This window comes from Schaalia odontolytica (genome assembly GCF_024584435.1).
GTDB lineage: Bacteria > Actinomycetota > Actinomycetes > Actinomycetales > Actinomycetaceae > Pauljensenia.
This window is the reverse complement of sequence record NZ_CP102197.1, coordinates 2,039,181-2,066,062: the sequence shown is the minus strand read 5'-3', so window position 1 is coordinate 2,066,062 and position 26,882 is coordinate 2,039,181. Positions and strand designations below refer to the sequence as shown.

Sequence of the window (26,882 nt, the reverse complement as noted above, 5' to 3'; positions counted from 1 at the left end):
CTCCTCGCCCCCAGACCCACAGAAGGAATCATGACCGCTCAAGCCACACCCGCACGCACGACCAACCACGTCATCCCCGGCCCCTTCACGGGCGCGGGACGACTGTGGTTCACCACCTTCCGCTCCCACATCCTCAACCCGTGGAACATGGCCTTCGCGCTGGTCCTTCCACTCTTCATGTACGCCATGTTCGGCATGACCGACACCGCCCGAAACACGCTCACCGCGCGCGGCAACGTCGCCGCCGCGATGATCGTCATGATGACCACCTACGGCGTCCTCCTGGTGGGCGGATCGCTGGGAGCCACCGTGTCCGTGGAGCGCACAACCGGCATCTCACGCATGTACGCCCTCACCCCCATCCAACCGTGGGTGATCCTCCTGGCCCGGCTCGGCGCCCTCATGGTCCTGAGCGCGTTCATCACGGCCATCGCCTTCGGCTTCGGGATCGCCACAGGGGCCCACATGGCGGCCGCCGTCTGGGCCGAAAGCGCCGCCGTCGTGATCGGGCTATCCGCGCTCGGAGCCCTCATCGGACTGGCCTGCGGCTACACGATCAAGGGCGAGAACGCCTACAGCGCCTCGGCGTTCATCATGGTATTTAGCGCCTTCGCGTCGGGCATGTTCATGCCCCTCGACCAGATGCCGTCCTTCGTCGCCCACGTCGCCCCCTTCACGCCCTTCTACGGCGTGGTGCAGGCCGTCTACGCGGTCAGCGGAGGGAACCCGATGAGCACCGCCGCCTGGCTCAACCTCGCGGCATGGACGCTCATCCCGGCGCTCATCGCCTGGTGGGGTGCCTCGCACGACACGAACCGCTAGGGTGCGGCTATGAAAGAGCGACTGATCTCCCTGGCGTGGGCGGCCCCGTGGATGCTCTTCATGGGGTTCCCCATCTCCTCGGCCCTTGACATGCCTAACAGGCTTGAGGGCGCGGGCGTCATCGGCGCGTGCCTGCTCCTCGCGGTGGCCAACGCGGCCACGTGGCTGACGAATCCCCCTCCGGGACGCAACTCCTTCACGAGGCCGTTCGTGATCTCTCACGCGTGCCTGGCCGCCGTCTCCGTGATCTACGCCCTCTACGCCTGGCGGATCGGGCTCCCCTACGCCTACATGATGTTCTCCTACCTGCTGGTCGCGTGGATCTTCCAGGCCCCCCTGCGCTACCTGCTCCCGGGCATCGTCCCGATCGGCGTCCTCGCGGCCGTCACCGCGCTCGCGGAAGGAACCCCGCTGTGGATGCTCGCGTACCTGGCCCTGCTGGGGGTCCTCGTCGGCGGGGCACGCGCAGGCATGGAGCGTTCGGTGCGCGAGCGACTGCGCCGCCAGGAGGCGATCCAGCGCGCGAAGGTCGGCGAGAGAGCGCGCCTGAGCACGGACCTGCACGACATCCTCGGGCACTCGCTCACGGGGATCTCGATGCTCTCGGAGCTGGCGGGCCGCCTCCTGGACGCGGGACGCACCGCGGAGGCACGCCAGCAGATCCAGGCGATCACAGCCCAGTCGCAGGAGGCCCTGGCCGACGTCCGCCGGATCGTCGCGGCCACTCGCGCGCTCTCCCCCGCGGAGGAGCTCGCCGAGGCCCGCTCGCTGCTCGAGATCGCGCGCATTGACGCCGACATCGTCGACTCGGGCGAACCGCCCTCGGGTCCGCGCTCCAGCGCCGCCGCACACGTGATTCGCGAGGGGGTCACCAACGCGCTCCTGCACTCCAAGCCCACGCGCGTGAGCATCACGCTTTCCCCTGCGGGCGTGCGGGTCGTCAGCGACGGCTACTCCCCCGACTACGCGGCGTCCACCGCCGGATCGGGGTCGGGCCTCCACGGCCTCGCCGAGCTGGTCGGCGACGAGGGCGAGCTGTCGTGGGGGCCCGAGGGCAAGGAGTGGACGCTCGCCCTGTCCTTCCCCGAGGCCGACGCGGCCGCCGCGCCTGACGAGATTCCCGAGGCGAACAAGCCCCGGTGAGCGCGTCGCCCGTCCGCCGCTGCCGGTCATGGTGCGGCACCTGCGCTACCCTTATGTCCGAGATGCGTACGGACGGGAGGGCAATGTGACGATCCGCGTCATGGTGATCGACGACCAGGCCATGATTCGAGGCGCCCTGGCGGGCCTGTTGGATCTCGAGACCGACATCGAGGTCGTCGCGCAGGCCGCCAACGGCGTCGAGGCCCTCGACGAGCTGGCGCGCCTGTCCGTCGAGGAAACCGCGCCGCGCACCCGCCCGTCCGTGGACGTTGCCATCATCGATGTCGAGATGCCGCGCATGGATGGAATCACGGCGACGGAGGCGATCCGCACGCGCTTCCCGAGCGTGCGTGTCCTCGTGGTCACGACCTTCGGGCGCCCGGGCTACCTCCAGCGGGCGCTGGCGGCGGGAGCCTCCGGTTTCATGGTCAAGGATGCGCCGGTTGAAGATCTCGTGGACGGCGTGCGAACGGTCGCCGCCGGTGGCCGCACGATCGACCAGAGCCTGGCGATCGACGCGCTGTCCGCGGGGGCCTCCCCGCTCACCGCGCGTGAGACCGACGTGCTGCGCGAGGTCGAGGGGGGTGGCACGATCGCCGACATCGCCCACGCGCTGACCCTGAGCCAGGGGACGGTCCGCAATCACGTGTCCTCGGCGATGCTGAAGATGGATGCGCGCACCCGCGCCGAGGCGGCATCCCTGGCGCGGGCGGCCGGCTGGCTGTAGACGGGCACGAGCCGCGAGAGCGGCATCGCGGTGACACGGCGATGCCGCTCCAACTCGGCCACGTGGAGGGCTACGCGCGCATGAACCACGACCTGCGCGCCACGCGCGGCAGGAGCCGCACGCCCAGGTAGGCGCCGAGCGTGTTCATGATGACGTCGTCAATGTCGACGACGCGGTACGTGCAGGGCACCAGCCCGAAGAGACCGGTGTACTGGGTCGCCTCGATCAGGCACGACAGGGCGCACCCGAGGACCACCCACACGAGGACGCGGCGAAGGGGGGTCACGCGAGCGTCACGACCCGAGGGAGGGGGGACGGGCGCCGACGCGCGTCGGATGCGCCACGTGGCCTCGGCGAGGGCACCCAGGGGAACGAAGAGCACGACGTTGAGGAGGATCGACAGCGCGTAGAGGGCCGCCCTGGCCGCCTCGCCCTCGCGCGCCTGCTCGACCACCGCGGCCAGCGAACCGAAGGGGACGTAGTTGTCCCAGTGGACGATGGCGGCGCACGCGGCGGCGGGGTCCGAGGGCAGGGGCAGGAGGGTGACGATGACCAGCCCCGACAGGTAGAGGAACCAGGCGAGGGGAAGGGCGCGCGGCAGGCGCCACATCGAGGCCGGGGCGCCGACCAGCGGAATCTCCGAGGTCGCGGGGGTGTCGGGGTGTTCGGGGCGAGACAGGAGGGCTCCCGCGTGCTCGGAGCGCCGGTAGATGAGGGGCAGGGATTCGGACACGGTGAGGCGCGAGGGCCGGGAGGAGTCAGCGGCGCCGCTGCGGCGGGAGGAGGACCGAGCGCGCGCTCCTCGGGCGCGGAGCCGCTGGGCGCGGCGGTAGGTCCAGCGCGCGCACCTGCACGGCCCCGAGGCGCAGTCCTTCGAGCACCTGCCGACGTATCCTCGGTCCTGACACAAGCCGACCAGCCACCACAGGCCGCATGTCAGCGCGCTGAGCCCCGCGTAGAGCCCCAGGTCCCACGCCCAGTTGATTGCCGTGTACATGTCATCCCCCTCGCTGAGGGGAACAATACCGCCAATTCCGGGTCGAGTCACGCCCGTGCGGAAAGTCCCACAACCGATGGACACACTGCGAGAGTGTGCCCGAAAATCACCCGGTTGCGGTTGGTCACTTTTCCACATCCGGTGCCGCAGGGGCACGCGGAAAAACTGGGCGGGCTCAGCCTGGACAGGTTGACAGTTGCTGCGCCATCGCGTCTTGCTCGGAGCGGGTCACGCTCAGCCCGTATCTGCTCTTGACCGAGATCTGACGCTTGACATAGTCGCACCGGAAAGCGGCGTTGGGAGGCAGCCACCGGTCGGCCGCGGAGGCCGACTTGTCCTCGTTGGCGTCCCCGTCAACGGCCAGGAGGTTGTCCGGGTCATTCGCGAACTCCTGACGTCGCCCCACCTCCCACTGCCACGCGCCCGAGCGCCAGGCGTCCGCCAGGGCGACCACGTGGTCGATCTGGACCAGGGACGAGGTCTTCTCCCCCCTGCGGAACTCGATCGTCTTGCCGGTGTAGGGTTCGGCCAGCGTGCCGCTGAGAACCACGCATCCTCGGGTGCCTTCCTTGAACGTGGGGCGCGCGAGATCGCGGGCAAGAATGTCGTTGCGCGTGTCGCACCCGTTGTGGTCCGTGTCGGCCCACCGCTGGCCGAACTCGCCGCGATCGTAGTCGGGGGTCTCGCTCTCCACGTCGTGGTCGCGCACCGTCAGAGCGCGCAGCTGGCGGGCCGCCTCGCCGTCGGGGAGCGAGGACAGGGCCTCGCCGCTGCGCTGCGGCGGCCACCCCAGGCGCGAACGCAGGCCCAGCAGATCCCATCCCACACCGGGCGCGAACGCCCACACCAGGGCGGCAACGATGATGACCACACCCATCGCGTCTCCCACGCTCCAGCGACGTCGACGACTCACGCGGCTTCCTCCTCCCTCACGTCGGGCCGCGGCACTGCGCCTCGTTCCCGGCCTCTCCCATGATGCGCCGGGGCGCCCGCATCTGGCGTCCGCCGACGGGTAGCCTGTGGACGGCGGCTAGGAGCGCGAGCGCGCACGCACGAGCTGACGGACGAAGTACGCGCACACGATGATGAGCGTCAGCGCACCCATCGACACCAGCTGAGCGCGCCCCTCGTCGCTCATGAGCATGAGGACCCCGATACCTCCGAGCCCCGAGAGGACGACCCACGGCAACCACGGCCAGCCGGGCATACGGATCGCCAGGTTCCCGGACCGCTCCAGCGACGGGTGCAGGCGCATGAGCGAAATGATGATGAACGTCCACACGATGAGCAGCACCATGCCGATCGCGTTGATGAGAATCGTGAGGATCGCCCCGGGAAGGAACCAGTTGCCCAGGACCGCGAGCAGCGCGAGGACCACCACCAGCCCGACCGCGCGTGTCGGCGTGCGTCCAGCCTCCATGTCGCCGACCATCTCCGCGCCCAGGCCCTCTTCGTCTCCCCGCAGGACGGCCTGGGCGGAGGGACCCAGGCGGCCGGACTGCGAGGCCTCGGCCCCCAGGAGCCAGCGCCACCCCATGTCGCGCGCGGACAGGGAGTAGGCCATGCGGGAGGAGGCGTAGATGTTCGCGGAGAACGCCGAGATGAGGGCCATGAAGATGATGACGTTCATGATGGTTCCCACGGCCGGCACGCCCGCCATAGACAGGACGGCCGCGAAGGCGTTTGTCTTCATCTCGTCGCTGTCCCAGGGAAGCAGGGCGATCAACAGGACCACCGAGCCGACGTAGAACACGAGGATGCGGGTGATGACCGAACGAATCGCGCTGGTCATCGCCTCCCTGGGGTCCTCGGCCTCGGCCGCCGCGATCGTCACGATCTCGAGGCCACCGAAAGAGGTGATGACCGCGAGCAAGCCGACCGCGATGCCGGGGATACCGTTGGGAGCAAAACCGCCGTTGCCGACGATGTTGTGCCAGATGCCCGCGTGACCGGGCGACGGGCCGACGACGGCGCTTCGGGCGAGAAGCCACACCCCCACGCACAGGAAGGCGACGATCGCCGCGATCTTCACCATCGACAACCATGCCTCAATCTCACCGTATTGCCCGGCCGACAGCAGGTTAATGCCGCCGATGACGACGACGATCACCAGGGCAACGACCCACTGGGGCACGGCGGGAAACCAGTCGACGAAGATCGTCGCGGCACCCGTGACCTCGATGCCGGTCACCATGATGAGCATGACCCAGTACAGCCACCCGATCGTGAATCCCGCCCACCGGCCGATCCCGGCCTCGGCGTAGGAGGAGAAAGAACCGGTCGTCGGCAGCGAGGACGCGAGCTCGGCCAGGGCCAGCATCACGGACACGACGATGGCGGCAGCCAGGAGGTAGGACACGATGACCGCGGGTCCCGCCTGGTGGATCGCCGATCCCGTCCCCAGGAAGAAACCGGCCCCGATCGCGAGGCCGAGGGCCATCATGGACAGATGCCACGTTTTGAAGGGCTTGCGTTCGCCGACCGCCACGGATGCGACGCCGACCGACGAGGCTGGTGTTGACTCAGGATTCACGCGGCCATTTTATCGTCTGCCCCGACGCAGGGCCTTGAGCTGTGAGTACGTGAGAGTGATCGTCCACTCGCGGGTCTGCGGGAGCCTCCAGCGTCGCCAGTGCGCCATGGCGGTGAACACGAGTCCCACGATGATGGAGGCGCCCATGCCGAGCACCGGCTGGCCGAGGAACCAGAATCCGACGGTCACGACCGAGCACGCGAAGGCCGGGGTGGCGTACAGGTTATTGCCCCCGAAGACGCGGGGGACCAGCCCGGCGGAGATGTCACGCACCATGCCCCCGCCGATGGCGGTCATCATGCCCAGGAGGATCGCGGGCATGACCGCGAAGCCCGCGTCGAGGGTCTTGATCGCGCCGGTCGCGCTCCAGCAGCCGAGCACCATGCCGTCAGCGATGACCAGGAGCACCGACCAGGCGCGCGAATCCATGCGGAAGGCCATCGCAACGAGGGCGCCGACGATCGCAAATCCCAGGTAGTACGGGTCGGTGATGGCCACGGGGGCGCCGGAGCGCGTGGCGAGGAGGAGGTCGCGAATCATGCCACCAGCGAGCGCCGTCATGATCGCGAGGATGCAGAAGCCGACGGCGTCAAAGTTGCGTTCGCGCGCGACCTTGCCCCCGAGGATGCCGTTGAGGAGGACGCCCATCAGGTCGATGGCTCGAAATATCTCGGGCAGAGAGTCGTTCAAGGCGTCTAGCGGGTGCATGGCGGTCCGAAGAGGTCGATGGGTGTCGTTCTTCACCATGGTACAGCGTTGATCCTGGGATGAGACGCCAATCTCTTGCCCGCTCTCAGGGAGTGCGCGCGGGTGCGACAATGGGCCCATGACCGCTCTCTTCGCCGGACTCACGACCCTGGACGTCCTGCATCGACTCGACCACGCTCCCGACCCGACCGTCAAGGTGACGTCCACCGGATTCACGATGGCTGCGGGCGGGCCGGCGACCAACGCGGCGGTCACCTACGCGGCGCTGTGTGCGGCATCCCGCCGCGCCGCCGCCTCTGCCGAGCGCCCCTCCTCAAGCGTCGCGCCCGGCTCGCGCGCCGGCGAACAAAGTGTTGAGCGAGGAGCGGAATCGGGCGACGCGCCGCTTCTCCTCACGGCGCTCGGGGAGGGACCCGTGGCTGCCTTTCTCGCCGCCGATCTTGCCTGCGCCGGGGTGCGCGTCGCGGATGCCACGGCACGCGCGCAGCCGTCCTCGGACGGGAACGACGAGGGCACCGCTGCGGCCTCGTCGTCGGCGCGAGTCCCCGCCGTGTCGTCGATCATTGAGCATCCCGAGGGGCGGATGGTGGCCTCCACGAACGCGCGGCTCGACGTGGAGGCCGCACGCATCGCTCCGCTCCTTCCCACACGCGTCGGGGTGGTCCTCGTCGACGGGCACAATCCCTCCCTGGCGCACGAGGCCCTGACCCTCGGCATGGAGCGGGTGGAAGAGGACGACCCCTTTGCCCTCCTTGAGGCGGAAGTGCCCCACCCGCGCATCCTCGACGGCGGCTCCTGGAAGGACTGGCTCACCTCGCTCCTTGGCCTGGTCGACATTGCCGTCGTATCCGAAGACTTCTGCCCGCCCGTGATGGCGCGCCCGAACGGGGAACAGGTCGCCGATTTCCTGCGCGGGTTCGGCATCACGCGGACGGTGCGCACCCGCGGGGAGCGTTCGGTGCAGTACTGGTGGGACGGGGCGCGCGGAGAGGTTCCGGTCCGACGCGTCGAGGATTCCTCGACGTTGGGCGCGGGCGACGCGTTCCACGGGGCCTTCGCGTGGGCCATCGAGCGCGCCGGTGACGCCGACCCGGAGGCCATCATCCGTTTCGCCTCGGCGGTCGCCGGGGTGTCGGTGTCCTCCTTCGGGACGAGGCGGTGGCGTGCTTCCCCGGAGCTGGAGGAGCTGGTGCGCGGCTGGTAGCGGCGACGGGCCCCGCGTCAGGCCAGTCGGCCCCGCGCGATCACGATGCGGCTCGGGACCCGGCGCGGCGAGACCTACCTGCCGACAGGCACCCAGCGGCTCGCCCACCGGGAGGCAACGTCACGCAGGTCGGGCAAGTTCGCGGAGTCGGAGACATGCAGCGCCCGTTCCACGACCTCGCCCGCGACGGGCACCCCTTCGGGCGGCGTGTACCCATCAACGACGGAGTCCGGCACGGCGATCATCTCGACGACCGACCCGTCGGGCAGCATGTGGAACGCGTCGCGCGTGCGATCCAGCAGGCCGGTCTCCGAATCAAAGGGGTCGTGCGTGATGAGGACGGGAACGTCGAGGCCACTGAGCACCTCCTCGGCTGAGACCATCGACATGTCGGCCAGCGTGCGCTTCGAGATGGTGAACTGGCGGCGCACGGACTGTGAGTCGTCGGGGACGGTCGTGGTTCCGTGAAGCTCCAGATCCGACAGCTGCACCTCGGAGAACACGACGCTCCAGTCGTAGGACAGGGGCCCCAGGACCGGCGAGACCAGGATGAAGGTCTGGACTGCTGGAGGGCACGCACGCAAGGCGACGGTGGCACCAAACTCGTGACCCACGCACACCTGGCGCTCAAACCCCTGGTCGGCCAGCCACCCCGAGGCCGAACGGAAGTCCTCGATCAGCGGCTCGAACGCGATGATCTCGTCCCCGGATTCGCCGTGGCCCGAGAAGTCACAGGAGAGAGTCGCGTACCCCGCGCGGCGCAGCGCGCGCCCCAGCATGTCAAACATGCCCGACGCGTGACGATCCGACAGAAACGTGTGAGAAAAGATCACCGCGGCGTCGCGGCAGTCCACGGGGCGCGTGAAGGTCCCGGACAGGGACACCCCCCGAGGAGTTTGAATCGTTACCCGGCTCACGCATCCAACATAGCGCTCTCGCTGCCTCCTGTGAAGCGAAAGCTCACACTGTGCACACATGTGACAAGCCCGCCCGCTCCGGACACGCCCCGCCGGAACATCGGGCGCGTGCGATCCGGCCACCGCCCCCACTAAGATGAGGACACGTACGGGCCGACGAGTCCGGCCCCGGCGCCGCCACCGCGCGCCCGGCCGCGCCGAGTCCGCCACACGCAGCGAAAGAAGGACATTCAATGGGAACCAAGACCGGGATCCTCGTCGGCATCTGCATCGGATACGTCCTGGGGACCCGCGCCGGGCGCGAGCGCTACGAGCAGATCCGCGTCGGCGTCGCAAAGTTCCGCCGCTTCCCCGTCGTCGCCCGTCCACTTGACGCCGCGGGACAGAAGATGTCCGACATCGTGCGCGCGGGCGGGGAACAGGTCACCGACAAGGTCGCCGACGCCGTCAAGGAGCGCCTCTTCGGCGCCCCGGCCACGCCCGCATCGCCCGTCGTCGACGCGACCGCGAGCGAGGAACCCGCGCAGCTCGGTTCCGACCGCGCGCACCGCTGAGCGCGATGAACCCCCGGGCCTCGTCGCCGGGCGAGAAAATGTCCGCCGAGCATGAGCCGACGCGCGCGCAGATCAAGCGCTGGCGTAAGCACCTGGCCGAGGAACGCATGGAGGCGCGCACCTACCGCGACCTTTCCGAGCGCCGTACGGGCGAGGAGCGGGCCGTGCTCCGCCAGCTCGAGGATGCCGAGCGCCGCCACGAGGAGTACTGGCTCGCGCGCCTGGGCGAGCACGCCCTGCCCGCTCCCAAGCCTCCCCTGCGCACGCGGGCAGCCGCCGTCCTGGCCCACCTCTTCGGCACGATCTTCATCCTGGCGATGGCCCAGCGGGCGGAACAGCGTTCCTCCCGCGACGTTGACGATGACGTGCCCGCTCACATGCAGGCCGACGAGCACATCCACGCCGAGGTGATCCGCTCCCTGGCCGCCAAGTCGCGCGAGACCCTGGCGGGCACGTTCCGCGCCGCAGTCTTCGGAGCCAACGACGGGCTCGTGTCCAACCTCGCCCTCGTCCTCGGCGTGGCGGCTTCCGGCATGGAGGCTCACACCGTGCTTCTCACCGGCGTGTCCGGCCTGCTGGCGGGCGCGCTGTCGATGGCCGCCGGAGAGTGGGTCAGCGTGCGCAGCCAGCGAGAGCTGCTGGACGCCTCGATTCCCGACCCCGACGCCCACCAGGCGGTGCCCGACCTGGATGTCAACGCCAACGAGCTCGCCCTCGTCTTCCGCGCGCGCGGCGAGGCCGAGGCCGAGGCCGAGGCCCATGCCGCGCAGGTCTTCGCCAAGCTGGCCAAGCCCGCCACGGGCGAGTCCGGGGCGATCGCGGTGCGCGCCGCACTGGGGTCAGCCGCGGAGTCCGAGGGCGCGGGCGAGCAGGTTGGCACGCCGATGCGGGCGGCGCTCTCGTCCTTCGCCTTCTTCGCCGTCGGAGCGTTCGCTCCCCTCATCCCCTACCTGATGGGCGCCACGGGTACCGCGGCGATCATGGCCGCCGCCGTGATCGTCGGCCTGGCCCTGCTGTTCACGGGCGGCGTTGTCGGCGTGCTCTCCGGGCAGTCGCCAGCGCCGCGCGCCCTGCGTCAGCTTCTGGTCGGCTACGGCGCGGCGGGGGTCACCTACCTGCTCGGGTTCCTCTTCGGCACGACGCTCGGCTAGCCGCCTGAAGCACCGACCTGGCCGCGCGCGGCGCCTGCGCCCATTCGAGGCGCGGGCGTGTCACACTGTGAGCATGATCTCTCTTCTGTCTCGCGCGCGCGGCGCGATGGTCGGCCTGGCGGTCGGCGACGCGCTGGGCACCACGAACGAGTTTCAGTCGGCCGATACCCTCTGCCCGATCACGGACATGGTTGGGGGAGGCGTCTTCGGCCTCGAACCCGGCCAGTGGACCGACGACACGTCGATGGCGCTGTGCCTGGCGGATTCGCTGCTGGCACAGGGGCGCTACGACTCCATCGACGTGATGGAGCGCTACGAGCGGTGGCGCCGCAAGGGCTACCGCTCGTCGACGGGGCGGTGCTTCGACATTGGGAACCAGGTGAGCCGCGCGCTTGATGCCTTTGACCGCGAGCGCCGCGTGCCCAGGGGAGCCCCGCGCTCCGCCAGCGCCGGGAATGGCTCGATCATGCGTCTCGCTCCCGTGGTGATCGCGGGCTTCCCCTCGCGCGATTCGCGTGAGATCGTGGCCACCGCTGGCCTGAGCGCTCGGGAGACCCACTACTCGGTTGAGGCCGAGGCCGCCACCGAGGTGTTCGCCGCCCTGCTCGTGGGTGCTCTCCTGGGGTGGGAACCCGACCGAATCGTCGATGTCGCGTGGGCGTCGACCGGATCCGCCTTCGACGACGTCGCCGCTCGAGTCATCAGCGCAGACCCGGCGACCCGCGCCTCGTGGGAGGCCTCGACCAGCGGGTACGTCATCGACGGGCTGCGCCTGGCGGTCCACGGCCTCCTCGATTTCTCCTCCTTCGACGAGGCCGTCCTGGCCCTGGCAAACCTGGGCGGGGATGCGGACACGAACGCCGCGATCTACGGGCAGCTGGGTGGGGCGTTCTTCGGGGTTGAGGCGATTCGACCATCGTGGCGTGATCTGATCCACGACGGCGATGAGATCGACGCGCTGGCGCGGGACCTGATCGCGCTGGATCTCGGGGAGCCGCGCACACGCTTCGATGAGGACCTTCCTGCCGGGCCAGTCTCGGCCTCGGCGTGAGTGCCGGTCGGCCCCACCTTGGTCCGAGCGACTACACTGGCCGCATCATGCCTGACTCTCGTCCCCGAACGCCGCCTTCTCGCACGCCGGGCGCACGTCGCGCCGCAGACCGCGCCGGGGCACGCCGCGGGCGCCCCTCGAGGGCCGTCGCTCGCCCATTCATTCCCTTTTCTCCGGAGCAGCTGGCGCAGCGGGCCGCCGCGATTCCCCTGATTTCCTTCCCGGACCTGCCCGTGAGCGCCAGGCGGGATGACATTGCCGCTGCTCTGGCCGACCACCAGGTGATCATCGTGTCGGGTGAGACGGGGTCGGGTAAGACGACGCAGCTGCCCAAGATCTGCATGCAGCTGGGGCGCGGGGTCGCCGGGATGATCGGGCACACGCAGCCGCGTCGTTTGGCTGCGCGCTCGGTGGCGGACCGCATTGCGCACGAGCTCGGCCAGTCGGTGGGCCGCGACCCGGGGCAGGTCGTGGGCTATCAGGTGCGTTTCACGGACGAGGTGGGTCCCACGACCCTCGTGAAGCTCATGACGGACGGCATCTTGCTGGCGGAGATTCAGTCGGATCCGATGCTGCGCCGATACGACACTCTCATCATCGACGAGGCCCACGAACGTAGCCTCAATATCGACTTCATCCTGGGGTACGTGGCTCGCCTGCTGCCCGCACGCCCGGACCTCAAGGTCATCATCACCTCCGCCACGATCGATTCGGATCGTTTCGCCCGGCATTTCGGCACGTGGGAGGGGGAGCCCGGCCGGGGCCGCCTGGTCGAGCCCGCGCCCGTGATCGAAGTGTCGGGCCGCACCTATCCGGTGGAGGTGCGCTACCGGCCCCTCGGCCCCCAGGCGCCCTCGTCGTACACGTCCGAGGCCTCCTCAGCTACGAAGAACGAGACCGTCGAGACCACCGATGTCACCGAGGCCGGCCCCCTCCAGCTGGTTTTGGAGGACCCGGACGACGAGCTGGCGACGCTGGGCTACGGCATGGGCGAGGACATCGACGTGGAGACCGCGATCTGTCACGCGGTGGATGAGCTGAGCGCGGAGGGCGACGGGGACATCCTGGTCTTCCTGCCGGGCGAGCGCGACATCCGCGAGACGGAGGCGGCGCTCCTCGATCACCTGAAGGGGCGGGGTCGGCGCGCGGGCGACGATAAGGGCGCCCGCCCGGGGGACATCGAGATCCTGCCGCTGTATGCGCGCCTGACGGCCGCCGAGCAGCACCGCGTGTTCGAGCCTCACCGGCTGCGGCGGGTCGTGCTGGCCACGAACGTTGCGGAAACGTCGCTGACGGTCCCGGGCATCCGCTACGTGATCGACCCGGGGTTGGCACGCATCTCGAGGTATTCGAACAAGACGAAGGTCCAGCGCCTCCCGATCGAGCCGGTCAGCCGGGCGAGCGCGAACCAGCGCGCGGGCCGCTGCGGGCGCGTCGCCGAGGGCGTGGCCATCCGCCTGTATTCGCAGGCGGACTACCTGTCCCGCCCGCGCTTCACCGAGCCGGAGATCCTGCGCACCTCCCTGGCGGCCGTCATCTTGCAGATGGCGTCCCTGGGGCTGGGAGCCGTGGAGGACTTCCCTTTCCTGGACGCGCCCGATCCGCGGTCGGTGCGCGACGGCATCGCCCTGCTCGTGGAGATCGGGGCGCTCTCGGCGAACGAGCGCGGCAACCCTCGTGGCCGCGGGGCGCCCGAGGGGCGGGGGGACGCGCTCGCGGACCGCGCCTCGTCGCATTACCGGCTGACGCCGGTGGGGAGGGACTTGGCGCGTCTCCCGATCGACCCTCGTCTGGGGCGCATGCTGCTGGAGGCCCAGCGTCTGGGCTGCGCGTCGGAGGTGCTGGTCATCGTCGCGGCCCTGTCGATCCAGGATGTGCGCGAGCGCCCGGCGGAGCACCAGGGTGCGGCGGACGCCTCGCACGCGCGCCTGGCGGATCCACACTCGGACTTCATCACCTACCTGAACCTGTGGCGCTACCTGGCGGTGCAGGCGCGCGATCTGTCGGGGGCGGCATTCCGTCGCCTGTGTCGGGCGGAGTTCTTCCACTACCTGCGGTGGCGGGAGTGGCGCGACGTGGCGGGTCAGCTGCGGCAGATGGCCAGGGCCCTGGGGATGAGTGCGGGTCCGGTGGGAGAGCCTTCGGCCGCGGACGTCGTGGAGGCGGCCCGCTTCGGCGGCACCCAGGATGCGGCCGTGCGCGCGGTCCTGGCGTACGGGCAGGGCAGCGCCAGCGTGGACGCGGACCAGGTGCACCGCTCCCTCCTGGTGGGTCTGCTGTCCTACCTGGGGTCGTGGGATGAGACGAAGCGCGACTACGAGGGCGCGCGCGGCACCCACTTCACGATATGGCCGGGTTCGGGCGTGAGCGGCCATCCCGCCTGGGTGATGACGGCGGAGCTGGTGGAGACCTCGCGCCTGTTCGCCCGTACGGTGGCCCGCATCCGCCCGGAGTGGGTGGAACCGGCGGCGCGCGGGCTTGTCAAGCGCTCGTATTCGGAACCGTTCTGGTCGGTTGCGAAGGGGGCGGCGATGGTCCGCGAGCGGGTGACCCTCTACGGGCTGACGCTCGCGGCGGACCGCGAGGTTCTGCTGGGGCGCCTGGGTGAGACGATCATCGACGAGGCCGTGGCCGCCTCCCGCTCTCACGCTCCGCGCGCGGGGTCGCTGGAGGCGTTGGCGGCGGGCTTGGTGTCGGCGTCGAAGGATGCCCTCTCGTCGGGGACGTTTGAGCCGCGTCACTTCGAGGAGCTGGCGGCGGTGCGCGAGGGGCGAACCGCGCGGGAGCTGGCCCGTGAGATGTTCATCCGCAACGCCCTGGTGGATGGCCAGTGGAGGGAGCGTCACGGTTTTCAGCGCCGAAACGAGGCCCTGGTGGAGCAGGCGCGCGAGGTTGAGCGCCGCAGCCGCACCCACGGCCTCGTGGCGGACGAGCAGGCGCGCTTCCGTTTCTTCGACGACCTGATCCCCGAGCACGTCACGAGCGCGGCGGCGTTCAACCGCTGGTGGAAGGATGAGCGCCGGGAGCGCCCGGATCTGCTGATCTATCCCGCATCACTGCTGATGCCGCGCGAGGCGACCTCCGGCGAGGGCTTCCCGGACCACTGGCAGTGCGGCGAGCTGTCCCTGGCCCTGAGCTACGAGTTCGCGCCGGGCAGCCCGCGCGACGGCGTGTCGATGCGCATCCCGATCGAGGTGCTTGAGCGCGTGAGCGATAAGGGCACGGATTGGCTGGTGCCGGGCATGCGCGAGGAGCTGCTGACCGAGGCGATCCGCGCCCTGCCCAAGGGCGTGCGTCGCCTGCTGGCACCCGCGCCGGACGTGGCAGCGTCGGTGGCGCGGTGGATCGAGGAGGCGGGCGGAGAGCCGGTCGAGGCAGCGCCCGCCTCGGCGGGCACGTCCGCGCGAGGCGAGAAGGATACCGCGAGCGACGAACCCGACCCTTTGAGCCTGGATGCGGCGATGGGGCGCCTGGCCGCGTGGGGCGCGACGTCGGGCCGCCTCTCGACCCGCAACTCCCCCGCGAAGGCCGCGCGGAAGGACTCCGGGGAGCGGGTGCCCGCCCGGCAGGCCGCGCAGACGACCGCCCCGGCGGCCCCCGCGTCCCGCCCCCTCACCGAGGGGCCCATCCTGGAGGCCCTCGCCCACGCGGTGCGCGTCCTGCGCGGCGTGGACCTCGGCGAGGCGGACCTGGCACACGCGCGCGCCCACCTGCCCGACCACCTGCGCATGACCTTCGTCGTCACCGACGCCTCCGGGAAGGAGCTGGGGGCCGGCAAGGACCTTGCCTACCTGCAGCGATCCCTCGCGGGCGCAGCCAACAAGGCGGTGCGCACGGCCGTGCGCGCGGCCCTCGAGGAGGCCGGCGAGAAGCAGGCGCGCGGCAGAAACAAGCGCCGACGCGGCGAGGCGGACGCCGCGCGCGGTGGGGAAACGTCCCCCACCCCGGGCGGCGCGAAGGACGCGGCTGGGACGCGGGCGCGCCCATCCGGGCACGCCCGGGCCTCGGCCCCCGCGCCGGATCCGGCCTTCCACGCCGACGGCATCACCGAGATGCCGACGCTGCCGCGCTCGATCACGCAGGCCTCGGGCACGATGACCCTGCGGGCCTTCCCCGCCCTGGTGCCGCAGGGAAGCGCGGCCTCGCCGGGCGTCGGCGTGCGCGTCATGGCCAGCGCCGCCGAGGCCGACCGCGAGCACCGCGTCGGCCTCGCTCACCTGCTGCTCTCCCGCATCGCCCTGGCGACCACCCGCGTGACGACTCGCTGGACGGGCCGCGAGGCCCTCATGCTGGCGGCCTCCCCCTACCCGGACACGTCCGCCCTCGTCGCCGACGCGCAGCTGGCCTCGGCCCGCTCTCTCGTGGACGAGCTGAGCACGCCTGCCGACGTGCGCGACCCCGAGGCTTTCGAGACCCTCGTGGCGGCCGCGCGCGAGACGCACGAGGACCGCGTCTACCAGATCCTCTCGCATGTCGTGCGCGCCCTGGAGGCCAGCGCCGAGGCGGAGGCCGCCGTGCGCTCCCACCCGCAGGCGTCGCTGGCCAGGACCGTGAGCGACGTGGCGCGCCACGGGCGTTCCCTCCTTTCCGAGGGCTTCGTCTCCGCCACGCCGGCCTTCGCCCTGCCGCACCTGGCCAGGTACCTGCGCGCCGGCGCGGTGCGCATCGAGCGGGCCGCCTCCTCCCCGGGGGCGCTGGGCCGTGACCTGGAGGACATGGAGCGCATCCTCGGGGCCGAGGAGGAGATCGAGAACGCCCGCGCGGAGGCGGAGCGCAGGCCCTACGACGCCGCGACCGCCCGGGCGCTCACCGAGGCGAGGTGGATGGCCGAGGAGCTGCGGGTGTCGATGTTCGCCCAGACGCTGGGCACCCCGAACAAGGTCTCCATGAAGCGTCTTCTCGGCGTCCTGGCGGGCGCGCGATGAGGCGGCCGGAGGCGCGCGACCTCGCGCGCTCCCTCATGGACGCGTCGGGCCTGTTCGACTGGCGTTTCCGCTTCGATCACGCCAGGCGACGGGCCGGGGTGTGCACGCACGCAACGCGCACGATCAGCCTGTCGGGTCCGCTCACCGACCTCTACGATGCGGACACGGTTCGGGCGGTCATTCTCCACGAGATTGCCCACGCCCTCGTCGGTCCCGCCCACGGACACGACGCCGCGTGGCGGCGCGCGGCACGCTCCCTCGGGGCTCCCGACTCGGCGCGCCTGCCTTCCTCCCTGCCGGCCCCCGACGCCCCCTGGGTGGGAACCTGCCCGCGCTGCGGCGCGACGCGGCGCCTGTACCGCGCCCCTCGCCGAGTGTCCTCCTGCGGGGTCTGCTCGCGCAGCTTTGACGCGTCTCGGATACTCACCTGGCGCAGGCACGGGGTTGCCGCCTCGCCCGGCGGCGCCTACGAGCGCGAGCTCGCGTCGCTTCGCGCGCGGCGGTGAGGGGCAGGCCGAGCAGCCGCGGACTCCGGCGCGCGGCGAGCACGGACCCACTCGCGGGCGATACCCTTAAGGACATCACCCCTCGAGAGAAGGAAGACATGGGAACCACCGCCAGCCCCGACGCCAGCACCGCCGCCGACCGCGAAGTCCTCACCTGGCAGGGCTTTGGCGACGCTTCTCGGGAACTCACCCAGCAGATCGTTGACTCCGGGTGGGTCCCGGACCTGATCGTCGCCATCGCGCGCGGTGGCCTCATCCCCGCCGGAGCCATCGCCTACGCGTTGGATGTCAAGGCGATCGGCACCATGAACGTGGAGTTCTACTCCGGCATCGGCGAGACCCTGTCGGAACCCGTCCTCCTGCCCCCGCTCATGGACGTCTCGGCGATGGACGGCAAGAAGGTTCTGGTCGTTGACGATGTCGCCGACTCGGGCAAGACGCTGAAGATGGTCATGGACCTCATCGACGAGCACGGCCTCTCCCTTGACGGCTCTTCCGCCGTGCGCGTGGAGGCGCGCAGCGCGGTGATCTACAAGAAGCCCGTGTCCATCATCGATCCCGACTACGTGTGGGCGCACACCTCCAGCTGGATCAACTTCCCCTGGTCGACGCTGCCCGTCATCCGGCCATGAACGGGCGGGCGGTCGACCCGGGCGGGCGGGAGTCGGGGGCCGGGAGCACCCCGGCCTCCCAGATCGCCGCGCGCATCGCCGAGGAGCTGGCCCGCCGCCTGGACTCGGGTGAGCAGGTGCGCGTCCTGGGGCTGACGGGCCCGCCCGGCACAGGCAAGACCACGATCGCCGCGGAGCTTAGGCGCATCCTGCCCCGAGTCGGCGTACCCGTCGCGGGCCTGGCCCCCATGGATGGCTTCCACATGTCGAACGCCCTGCTGGCCGCCCGAGGCCTGGCGGACCACAAGGGCGCACCCGACACCTTCGACGTCGGCGGCTACGTCGCCCTCCTGGGGCGCGTGCGCCGCGCCGACTCGCTCGTGCTCGCCCCCGACTATCGCCGCGACCTACACGAGCCCGTGGCCGCCTCGCTGCCCATCGAGCGCCGGGGCGTCGTCATCACGGAGGGCAACTACCTGGGCTTGGAGCTACCGGGGTGGGCGGACGTGCGCGGGCTCATCGACTTCCTCGTCTACATCGACACGCCCATCGAGACGCTCGCCGCCCGCCTGATCGAGCGCCACGTCAGCTGTGGCCGGGAACGCTCCGATGCCGCGCACTGGGTGCGCACGGTGGACGCGGCGAACATGTCGCTCGTGGCCCGCACGAAGGAACGCGCGGACCTGGTCCTCGCCCCCGCGTGACGTGCCCCGCCCGCGCCGCCCTCCCCATCTGCGCTCGCACCGCGCGCTCGCGCGCCCCGTTGGGTAAGGTACACCTATGTTCCTCTTGATCGGCCTTCTCGGTGGCCTCATCACGGGCATCTCCCCGTGCATCCTGCCCGTCCTGCCCGCGCTCTTCCTCGGGGCCGCGGGCGGAGGGGATTCAACGCGTTCCGAGGCCAAGGCCGGTAGCCGATCCTCCGGCGCCGGGGGCGTGGATCCCGCGCTCTTCCGAGTCGCTCCGGGCGTGAGCCTGGGTGGCCCGGGCGGAAAGAGCGTTCGGCGAAGCGGCTCCTCGACCGCCGAGCGCGCCCCCCGCCGTCCCCTGCTGATCGTCGCGGGCCTCGTCACCTCCTTCATGCTCATCACGGTGGCCGGCTCGGCGCTGCTCTCCCTGCTTCACCTTCCCCAGACCCTGATCCGTTGGACCGGCATCATCCTCCTCGCGGCGGTCGGCATCGGCATGATCATTCCCCGGGTGATGGAGGTGTTGGAGCGGCCCTTCGCGCGCGTGGCACCACGGGTCTCCTCCGACGCGGCCGGATTTGGCCTCGGCATGGTGCTCGGGGCGGCGTTCGTGCCCTGCGCGGGCCCCGTCCTCACCTCGATCATCGTGGCCTCGAACACCGGCCAGATCACGTGGCGCATCGTCGGCCTGGCCATCTCCTTCGCGATCGGCGTGTCCGCTCCCCTGCTGATTGTCGCGCTCGCCGGCTCCGGCGTCGCCGCCCGCTTCCTGTCGGCTCGCCAGCGCCCCCTGCGCATCGCCGCCGGCATCGCCATGATCGCGCTCGCCCTGGGGATCGCAACCGACGCCCCCGCCGCCTTGCAGCGGATGATTCCGGACTACACGGCGGCCCTGCAGGGCGAGGACGGGCAAGCGTGCGAGGACGGCTCCTGCGAGCCCGAGACGCAGGTGGAGGCGCGCACGGACTTCGCCCAGTGTGCTCGCGGATCCGGCAAGGATTGCGGGCATCTGCCGGCCATCGGCGCCTCGGAATGGCTCAACGCCCTGGGAGAGCCTCACGGCACCGTGACCCTCGTCGACTTTTGGTCGAGTTCGTGCGTGAACTGCGCGCGTGAGATTCCCGAGATCGAGCGCATCTACGAGAAGTACAAGGATGCTGGCCTCGTCGTGATCGGCGTGCACTCTCCGCAGCAGGCCCACGAGCGTGACGCGTCCGTGGTGAGCGGCGCCGCGTCCCGCCTGGGCATCACCTACCCGGTGGCGCTGGACCCGGACCTGGAGGCCTTCCAGGCATACGGTGCAACCGCGTGGCCGACGCACTACCTGGCCGGGCCTGACGGGCAGCTGCGCTCGGTGGGCAGGGGCACCTCGGGCCTTGAGGAGCAGGTGCGGGCGCTGCTGACCGAGGCCGGGGCGACTCTTCCGGACTAGGAGCGGAGCCCGCCCTGGGACACGATGGAGAGCAGACGGGGCGTGACGCGCTCGATGACCTCGAGGGTGTCGAGAAACTCCTGGTGGCCTCCGTACCACGGGTCGGGCACGTCGCCGCCGCCCTCTGGGTCACAATCGCGGTACATGCAGATGAGTGGTCCCCGCGTCGGCTCCTGACCTTTGTCGGCGGGGGTAAGGCTCCCTCGGTACGGAGTTCCGGCGCGGTCGGCCAGGCGCTGCAGCGCGCGAAGGTGTCGGCCCGTCATCGCCAGGACGAGGTCCCACTGGCCGAGCTCGGAGGCGCTGACCTGGCGCGCGCGGTGGTCGGGCACGTCGTATCCGGCGTCGCGCAGGACGCGTGCGGCGCGAGGATCGATGGGGTTGCCGCGTTCCTCGTCGGAGACTCCCGCACTGTCGACGAGGATGGGGATCCCGGCTCTCGCTGCGCTCTGTTCGGCGATGGCGTGGGCCATGGTGGAGCGGCAGATGTTGCCGGTGCACACCATGAGGATCCGGGTGGGGCGGGCGTCGGTGTTCATAGCATCCTCAGGTAGGCGGCAACCGCGTCGGCGCTGTGGGAGGCGGCGCGCGCACCGTCCATGTGGAACGCCCGGTCGGCGCCGGGTTCGCACAGGTCGGAGACGGCTCGCAGGGAGATCCAGTCGACGCCTGCCGACCAGCACACTTGGGCCATCGCGCAGGTCTCCATGTCGGTGCCGATGGCGTCGGGAAAGCGACGGCGCATGGGTTCGGCGTGCTCCTGCGTGCAGAAGGAGTCGGAGGAGAGGATCCGGCCGACTCTCACCCGGTGGGGGATCGCCTCGGTGAGGTCGTCCAGTCGCGCGGCCGCGGCCTCGGACGAGGCGTAGTCGACGGGCATCTGAGGGATCTGCCCCGGCGCGTATCCGAAGGCGGTTGCGTCGGCCTGCCCGTAGATGGCGGTCGTTCCGGCGGCGATGTCCCCGACGTTGATGTCGCGCGCGAGGCCGCCGGTCGTCCCCGCTGCGATGACCACGGGAGCTTCGACGAGGGCGAGGGCGCGGGCGGTCGCGCAGGCCGCGTTCGCCAGCCCGATGCCCGAGGTGACGACCAGGACGGCCTTTCCTTCCAGTTCTCCGAGGGCAAATCGCTGGGTCATGCGCGAGCCGCCCAGCACCGCCTCGGGTGTCTCCTCCTCGCCGAGGGGGGCAAGCTCGTGCAGGAAGGGTGCGGCCTCCATGTCCATGGCGGCCTGGATGACGGCGTCGACGCGGACGCGTTCGGGCATGCGCAGATTCATGCCCCCATGTTAGGCGACCGCGCTGCCCCGGGCGCGGTCGCCCCGCACACAGCGAGGCCCCCGGAGGATTGATCCGGGGGCCTCGCGTTTCTATCGGCGTCTCAGGCCTTGCCGACGCGCTGGCGCTTGCGCGCCCACGCGCACCCGCCCGCAAGGGCGATCAGGCCGATGCCTGCCGCGACGTGGGGGTAGACGCCGTATCCGCCTGCGACGGGCAGCGTGCCCACCTGGGTATCGACGATACGGATGCCGGGGGCCCCCGCCTCACCGCTCGCGCCGGGCTGCGCCGACAGGACGCGCACGGAGGAAAAGCCCTCGTCGGGACCGAACTGCGCCGTGAGGACGGTGGTCGCGTCCGCGTCGTTTCCGACGCTGATGCGGAACGGGACGGGCCTGGGGAGAAGCGCGTGTCCGGCTGGCGCGCGTGTCTCGACGAGCCAGTAGTCGGTGTCAGGGGCCAGGGGGGCGCTCAGGAAGGTGGGGCCACCGTCGACGACGCTGACGGGCGTTCCCTTGAGTTCAGCGTTGTCGTAGATCGCGAAGGCGGCGCCCTTAAGCGGGTAGGTTCCATCGTCGTTGGGCGTGCCAACGGGTTGGGTCCCGGCCTTCTCGATGCGGATGTAGCGAGGACGCACGGGAGCGCACGCCTCGTTGTTGGCGCTTCCGTCGTAATCGTAGGGGCCACTCACCGAGTTATAGAGGCCGCGTCTGGGCGTCAGGTGCCCATTGGCGGAGGCGCACTCCAGTGCGGGCTCACTGTAACCCGGGGTCCTTTTGTTGCGCGCCACATTCATACGGATGTACCAGGTGGCCTGGGCACCCGGTTCGAGGTCCGTGCCCTCGGTGAGGGTGTAGGGGCCGTAGCGCGTTGGGGTGGCGCTGTCGAGTCCTTCCAGGGTCGTGGCGATCCTGACGGAGCGTTCCTTCAGTCCCGGAGCGAAGGAGGGGGAGTCGGCCAGTCGTCCGGTGGTTCCTTTCAGGGTCCCGTCGTTGGTGGCGGTGATGCGATAGGTGACGGTGATGTTGGGAGCGAAAGCATCCTTGACGCTTTCGATGCTCTTCTCGATGCGGATCTTGGGGGCCTGCTTCTGGTTGGTGAAGGTGCAGGTCACCGGCAGAGCCTTGGCCGAGGAGGCGGGGGGCACGGCGGAGAAGTCGATGCCGCCGGTGGCCGGGTCGCGCGTGACGTTCACTCGGTCACCAACTCCGTTGACGCAGGTGACCTCCGAGAGCTTCCACTGCGCGGCGTTGGGATCATCGCTGACTGGCCAGGGGCCGTAGTAGCCGGGCTGGCCGGGTGCGATCGGGTTCTTGCCGGGGATCGTGGGGCCGGTCTCAGCGACGATGAACTGGGACTTTCCGGGGATGAATGACTGGTATCCGCTCAGAACCGTGCCGCCGTTACCGTAGGCGGTGGGCTTGAGGGAGAAGTCGGAGAATGATCCGGGGCTAATGTAGGTGTCGGCCTGGGCCTCGTTGGGCAGGGGCGCTCCCTCGGGAGCCTTCCAGTCGCCAGCGGGCAGGGTCGTGAAGTTGAAGGAGGGGATCTCCTCGCCGGGGGCTCCGGAGTCCTCGGTGACGTTCTTCGCGATGCGCAGGAATCGCTCCTGACGGAACTCTCCGTAGAGGCAGCCAAACGAGGTCTGATTCTCCTTCGTGGTGAAGGTGTTGACGGGAGCCGAGTCCGCCGGGGGCTGGGCGGGGCAATTGCCGTCGGCGCTGGGCACGAAGCCCCACAGGAAGAGGCGGTAGGGGATGCCGTCAACGACGAGGGTGCGGTCCGAGGTGGTCTTATTCACGGTGAGCACGTCGTCAGATTCGGGCGTGTGCCCCGGAACATCCACGTAGTTGGGGTAGTAGTTCGGCTGGTCGGTGTAGATGTCGTAGTTGCCGTAGCCCGGGCCCACGTGCTGGAAGCAGAACCAGGTGTTCTCCCCGTATCCGCGGATGAGGGCGTAGTAGGGTGCCTCCGCGGGGCACGAGCGGGCGGAGTACGCCTGCGAGTAGTACCTGTAGGCTCCGCCTTGATTCGCCACGGCGGTCGTGTCGTTATCGTTGGTGGTCTCGTGCTGGTCGAAGGGGAAGGATTCTTCGAGGTCTCCGATGCGAATGTCGAAGGAGGCGTGCACGTAGTGAATCGCCGACCAGATCGGGAAGTTGTTGTGTCGGACGGTGCCGATCAGGAAGGTGCTGTTGAGCGCGGACTTGCCGGGGTTGTTGGGCTTGTAGCCCAGGGCGCTCGTGGTCGAGGCAGAGATGACGTTGTCCCTGTACTCCCCCTGGTAGCCGTAGGGATTGATGTGGTAGTCCCACGCGACGCCTCGGGTGATGTAGGACCAGTAGTCGCCACGCTTGGCGACGTCGGCCTTCAGCCAGCGCTGGGCCACGCCCGGCTGGTGAGCCTGCGAGTACTGGTTGCGGTCCCTGGAGTCGTAGACGCTCATGCCGCGCACGACGCCGAAGAATGCGTGGTCGGCGACGGCGGTCGTGCGGTCGGTCGGAGAGTCGTTGAGAATGGCGGGACCGATGCGTCCCTCGGTGCGATCGAAGACGACCTCGTCTGATCCGGCGCTTTCGAGGGTCGGGCCGGCCTGGGCCGGGGGGGCCAGCAGGCCGGGTAGCGCGGCGAGTGCGGCAAGCGCGGCGATAATCAGGACCCGCACGCCGTATCGACGAGGCGTAATCGCGGCCCTCGCATGTCGCACAATGCGGGCGTTGGGGCGATACTGCATCAGTTCTCCAAGTGTCTTCTACGGTTCTAAGGTAATTATATTTGTTCGGACAACAAGCGCGCTAGTGAGCTTACTTGCCAATTGACACTTCGGGCTCTTCGGGCGCTTCCGCGCCATCGGCAACCTCCAGCGCTTCCGGCGCCTGCGTCGCTTCCAGCGTTTCCTGGGACCGCTTGCGGGAGCGCAGCCAGATCCATCCGGCGACGCACAGGATCACCACGACGGAGGCGAGGACGGCGATCATCCAGGGCTGCAGGACGCGGGGGTGAACCTGCGCGGCCTCCGCCTGTGCGCTCGCGTCGTCCATGGGGACCCTTTCGCCCGTCACGAGGAGGCGGTGTGTGTTCACCCCGTAGGGCGTGCACGTGATGAGGGTGGCCAGGTCCTTACCCTCCACCTTGTTCAGGGATTCGGTCTCGTTGGGCAGCACCACGCGAATGTCCGTGACCTGGTACTTCAGGTGGCGTCCGGCGGTCTCGATGTAGAAGTACTCGCCCATCTGCACGCTCGTGAGCTCGTCGAAGATGGTGGCCGTCCCCAGGCCCGTGTGACCGGTGAGGACGGTGTGGGTTGACTCCCCGCCCACGGGCAGCGCCGTGCCGAAGAGATGGCCGACCCCCTTGTCGAGGGTCGCCGTGTCGGTGCCGTGATAGATCGGAAGATTGACGTTGATGGACGGGATCTTGACGGTCGCCATGACGTCGTTCAGGTCGAGCTGGGAGAGATATTCCTGGTACTGGGCGGTGTCGGGGCGCTGCGCATCCAGCCAGGGGTCCAGGATGGGCGCCTCCGCCGCCTCACGGTTGTATTCGTCGGCGCGCCGAAGGTTGTCGGCGACGGCGTCCGGGCCAAGCTCCTCGGCGACCGCGCTGAACTGCTCGGCGATCTGGGCCTGGCGGTGGTTGTTGTACTGGGTGGCCAGGACGGGGTAGAGCAGGACGAGGATGCCGGCCAGCAGGAGAACGGGGGGCGCGGTGGCGAGAAGACGCGCCTTGAGCGGGGTCTTCGACTGATCGGACGCTTGGTTGCTCACGCGTTCTCCATTCGTGCTGGCACCCCAGCAGTGTCATTGGGTCCTCGCCTCGAAGGAGGCGGATGGTCGTCGCATGCACGGGGGTGCGGCCTGCGGGCCGCACCCCCGTGTGCTCTCGCGGATCAGGCGTCGGCCTGCTCCTTGCGGCGCTTGTTGGCCAGCACGATCGCGCCGGATCCGGCCACGAGGAGGGCACCCGTGCCGATGAGCACGCCGACACCGGCGGCACCGGTCAGCGGCAGGTTGAATCCGCCGTTCTTCGGCACGTCCTTGACGGTGGTCTCGAGGGTGTACTTGTTGGCCTCGGTGGAGTTGGACGCCAGGATCTGGAAGGCGATCGGGCGGGACTGCAGCTCGAAGCCGTCGGGAGCCTTGGTCTCGACCAGGCAGTAGTAGCCGGGGTCGGCCACCTCCTCGTTGTCCTCCCAGTCGTTGTTGCGCAGACCGTCGATCGTGACCTTGCCCTGGTCGTCGGTCACGAAGGTGTCCTTGCCGTCCACGGTCAGCTTGGTGTCGAGGGAGGCATCCACCGACTCGAAGTTATTGGCGGGCTTGGTGGCAGGCTTGCACTTGTAGACCTGGAACTCGGCGCCCTGGAGCTTCTTGGTGTCGTCAACGGAGGAGGTCTTGGTGATCGTCACCTTGCCGAACTTGGAGACGACCTTGGCGTTCGGGTAGTCCGGCGGGGAACCTCGCCGCTGCCGGGCTTCCAGTTGTTGGCGGGAGCGCCGGGCAGGAGGATGGCCTTGTTCTCGACCAGACCCTCGTCGCCGATCTTCTCCTTGAGGGTGCCCTCCAGCGACATGACGATCTTGGTGTCGTTGCTCTTGCGCTGGGCGATCATCTTCTTGCGGCCGGCCTCGGTGAACTCGGCGGTCCAGAACTTGGTCTTGCCGTCCTTGCCCACGGCGGGGATCAGGGTGTAGTCGTCGCCCTTGACCAGGTCGACCTCGCCGTCCTTGGCTTCGACCATGCGCAGCGTGATCTGATTCTCGGGCAGGTCCACGCGCTTGTCGTACTGGTCGACGACGTTGTAGTAGTCCACGACCGGGGCGTCGGGCACGTCGGCGGTGATCGTGTAGGAGATCGGGGAGCCGACGGCGGGCGTCTGGGCGTCGTCAACCTCCTTCTCGACGTTGACCTTGGCGTTCTTCGGGTAGGCGTGAACGTCGTAGACCCACTTGTTCAGCTCGGTGGGGTGCGTCATCGGCACCGTGATGATGAAGGGGCGCGAGCCGGTGTATCCGGCGGGGGTCTGGGTCTCGGTGACGATGTAGGCGCCGAGCGCGAGGCCGTTGAAGGTGGCGAGGCCGTCAGCACCCGTGGTCTGGGAGACGGCGGCTCCGACGCCGTCGGCGCGGGCTGCCTCGATGGCGGCGGCGTTCGCCGAGATCTTCTCGTCGCCCTTGCCCTTACGGTAGTTGGCGAGCTTCTCCCAGCCCTCCTGCTTGGTCAGGTCGACGGAGGTGAGCTTCTCGACGGTGAAGGTCGCGCCGGCCAGCGGCGCACCGGTAGCGCTCGGGTCAACGAGGCCGTTGCCTTCCTTGGTGCCGTTGTCGTCCTGCTTGACCAGCTTGTGGATGGTGATCGAGCCGGTCTTGGCGGCGTCGAGGTCGACCAGGGAGGGCGCACGCTCGGTCGTGGCGGCCAGGCCGAAGGTGGGGGTCGCCTGCGACGCGGCGGCGGGCAGGGCCAGCGCGCCGGCGGCGACGGCAAAGGCCGCGAGCAGGCTCAGGCTGCGGCGGGTCTTCGTGGTGCTCATTGGTTTCCTTATTCTCCTGTGTGTGATGTGTGAGACGTAAGTCTTCAACGGGAGGCTGACGCCCCCGAGCGCGAGCGGAAGCGTCGTCCCACGAGCACGTCGGCAT

At 69.7% G+C, this 26,882-nt stretch carries 21 protein-coding genes and 1 pseudogene; 12 read left to right on the top strand and 10 right to left on the bottom strand.

Annotated features, from left to right (window positions below):
- Window positions 1-30 precede the first annotated feature (30 nt).
- The 3 genes from NQK35_RS09210 to NQK35_RS09200 all read left to right on the top strand — a co-directional run bounded on the left by NQK35_RS09210 (window position 31) and on the right by NQK35_RS09200 (window position 2,692).
- Window positions 31-822, top strand: coding sequence for an ABC transporter permease (locus NQK35_RS09210; protein WP_257113976.1), 792 nt, complete (start codon window positions 31-33; stop codon window positions 820-822).
- A gap of 9 nt (window positions 823-831) precedes the next feature.
- The gene (locus NQK35_RS09205; RefSeq protein WP_257113975.1) at window positions 832-1,965 is read left to right on the top strand and encodes a sensor histidine kinase; all 1,134 of its coding nucleotides are present in this window, start codon (window positions 832-834) and stop codon (window positions 1,963-1,965) included.
- Between the two features lie 85 nt (window positions 1,966-2,050).
- The gene (locus NQK35_RS09200; protein ID WP_257113974.1) at window positions 2,051-2,692 is read left to right on the top strand and encodes a response regulator transcription factor; all 642 of its coding nucleotides are present in this window, start codon (window positions 2,051-2,053) and stop codon (window positions 2,690-2,692) included.
- A 70-nt stretch (window positions 2,693-2,762) separates the two neighbouring features.
- Here the strand turns inward: NQK35_RS09200 and NQK35_RS09195 are convergent, their stop codons facing one another.
- The 4 genes from NQK35_RS09195 to NQK35_RS09180 all read right to left on the bottom strand — a co-directional run bounded on the left by NQK35_RS09195 (window position 2,763) and on the right by NQK35_RS09180 (window position 6,930).
- Window positions 2,763-3,689 (bottom strand): VanZ family protein, encoded by a 927-nt coding sequence (locus NQK35_RS09195; protein WP_257114798.1) that lies wholly within the window; start codon window positions 3,687-3,689, stop codon window positions 2,763-2,765.
- Window positions 3,690-3,864: 175 nt separating this feature from the next.
- On the bottom strand, window positions 3,865-4,602 hold the full coding sequence (locus tag NQK35_RS09190) for an HNH endonuclease family protein (RefSeq protein WP_257113973.1): 738 nt from the start codon (window positions 4,600-4,602) through the stop codon (window positions 3,865-3,867).
- 117 nt (window positions 4,603-4,719) lie between these two features.
- A complete protein-coding gene (locus NQK35_RS09185; RefSeq protein ID WP_306456031.1) occupies window positions 4,720-6,132 on the bottom strand; it encodes an amino acid permease in 1,413 nt (470 codons plus the stop codon).
- A 99-nt stretch (window positions 6,133-6,231) separates the two neighbouring features.
- Entirely contained in the window at window positions 6,232-6,930 is a 699-nt protein-coding gene (locus tag NQK35_RS09180) for a trimeric intracellular cation channel family protein (protein ID WP_034232182.1), read from the bottom strand.
- A 118-nt stretch (window positions 6,931-7,048) separates the two neighbouring features.
- Here NQK35_RS09180 and NQK35_RS09175 point away from each other — a divergent pair, with 118 nt between their 5' ends.
- On the top strand, window positions 7,049-8,134 hold the full coding sequence (locus NQK35_RS09175; RefSeq protein ID WP_257113971.1) for a PfkB family carbohydrate kinase: 1,086 nt from the start codon (window positions 7,049-7,051) through the stop codon (window positions 8,132-8,134).
- 74 nt (window positions 8,135-8,208) lie between these two features.
- Here the strand turns inward: NQK35_RS09175 and NQK35_RS09170 are convergent, their stop codons facing one another.
- Window positions 8,209-9,018 carry a lysophospholipase gene (locus tag NQK35_RS09170; protein ID WP_257113970.1) on the bottom strand — a complete coding sequence of 270 codons (810 nt, stop codon included), beginning with the start codon at window positions 9,016-9,018 and terminating at the stop codon, window positions 8,209-8,211.
- A gap of 266 nt (window positions 9,019-9,284) precedes the next feature.
- Between NQK35_RS09170 and NQK35_RS09165 the strand changes: the two genes are divergently transcribed.
- The 8 genes from NQK35_RS09165 to NQK35_RS09130 all read left to right on the top strand — a co-directional run bounded on the left by NQK35_RS09165 (window position 9,285) and on the right by NQK35_RS09130 (window position 19,970).
- Window positions 9,285-9,605 carry a YtxH domain-containing protein gene (locus NQK35_RS09165; RefSeq protein WP_257113969.1) on the top strand — a complete coding sequence of 107 codons (321 nt, stop codon included), beginning with the start codon at window positions 9,285-9,287 and terminating at the stop codon, window positions 9,603-9,605.
- A 38-nt stretch (window positions 9,606-9,643) separates the two neighbouring features.
- The gene (locus NQK35_RS09160; RefSeq protein WP_257113968.1) at window positions 9,644-10,756 is read left to right on the top strand and encodes a VIT1/CCC1 transporter family protein; all 1,113 of its coding nucleotides are present in this window, start codon (window positions 9,644-9,646) and stop codon (window positions 10,754-10,756) included.
- A 73-nt stretch (window positions 10,757-10,829) separates the two neighbouring features.
- The gene (locus NQK35_RS09155) at window positions 10,830-11,807 is read left to right on the top strand and encodes an ADP-ribosylglycohydrolase family protein (protein WP_257113967.1); all 978 of its coding nucleotides are present in this window, start codon (window positions 10,830-10,832) and stop codon (window positions 11,805-11,807) included.
- Between the two features lie 47 nt (window positions 11,808-11,854).
- Complete coding sequence (locus NQK35_RS09150; protein ID WP_257113966.1) at window positions 11,855-16,732, top strand: DUF3418 domain-containing protein; 4,878 nt, start codon at window positions 11,855-11,857, stop codon at window positions 16,730-16,732.
- Window positions 16,729-17,238 (top strand): SprT-like domain-containing protein, encoded by a 510-nt coding sequence (locus NQK35_RS09145; RefSeq protein WP_257113965.1) that lies wholly within the window; start codon window positions 16,729-16,731, stop codon window positions 17,236-17,238. Before NQK35_RS09150 ends, NQK35_RS09145 begins: the two co-directional genes overlap by 4 nt.
- Window positions 17,239-17,336: 98 nt before the next feature.
- Window positions 17,337-17,870 carry a phosphoribosyltransferase gene (locus NQK35_RS09140; protein WP_009212676.1) on the top strand — a complete coding sequence of 178 codons (534 nt, stop codon included), beginning with the start codon at window positions 17,337-17,339 and terminating at the stop codon, window positions 17,868-17,870.
- Window positions 17,867-18,553, top strand: coding sequence for an AAA family ATPase (locus NQK35_RS09135; protein ID WP_257114797.1), 687 nt, complete (start codon window positions 17,867-17,869; stop codon window positions 18,551-18,553). The genes NQK35_RS09140 and NQK35_RS09135 overlap by 4 nt, the downstream gene beginning before the upstream one ends.
- Window positions 18,554-18,629: 76 nt before the next feature.
- Window positions 18,630-19,970: a cytochrome c biogenesis protein/redoxin gene (locus tag NQK35_RS09130; protein WP_257113964.1), complete on the top strand. Its 1,341-nt coding sequence runs from the start codon at window positions 18,630-18,632 to the stop codon at window positions 19,968-19,970.
- Here the strand turns inward: NQK35_RS09130 and NQK35_RS09125 are convergent.
- From NQK35_RS09125 to NQK35_RS09105, 5 genes and pseudogenes are all read right to left on the bottom strand, one after another.
- The gene (locus NQK35_RS09125; protein WP_257113963.1) at window positions 19,967-20,509 is read right to left on the bottom strand and encodes a low molecular weight protein-tyrosine-phosphatase; all 543 of its coding nucleotides are present in this window, start codon (window positions 20,507-20,509) and stop codon (window positions 19,967-19,969) included. The genes NQK35_RS09130 and NQK35_RS09125 overlap by 4 nt on opposite strands.
- On the bottom strand, window positions 20,506-21,249 hold the full coding sequence (mtnN, locus tag NQK35_RS09120; protein ID WP_257113962.1) for a 5'-methylthioadenosine/S-adenosylhomocysteine nucleosidase: 744 nt from the start codon (window positions 21,247-21,249) through the stop codon (window positions 20,506-20,508). The genes NQK35_RS09125 and mtnN overlap by 4 nt, the downstream gene beginning before the upstream one ends.
- Window positions 21,250-21,350: 101 nt before the next feature.
- Complete coding sequence (locus NQK35_RS09115; protein WP_257113961.1) at window positions 21,351-23,981, bottom strand: SpaA isopeptide-forming pilin-related protein; 2,631 nt, start codon at window positions 23,979-23,981, stop codon at window positions 21,351-21,353.
- Between the two features lie 70 nt (window positions 23,982-24,051).
- On the bottom strand, window positions 24,052-25,014 hold the full coding sequence (locus tag NQK35_RS09110; protein WP_257113960.1) for a class C sortase: 963 nt from the start codon (window positions 25,012-25,014) through the stop codon (window positions 24,052-24,054).
- Between the two features lie 122 nt (window positions 25,015-25,136).
- Window positions 25,137-26,776: pseudogene (locus NQK35_RS09105) on the bottom strand (SpaH/EbpB family LPXTG-anchored major pilin).
- Window positions 26,777-26,882 lie beyond the last annotated feature (106 nt).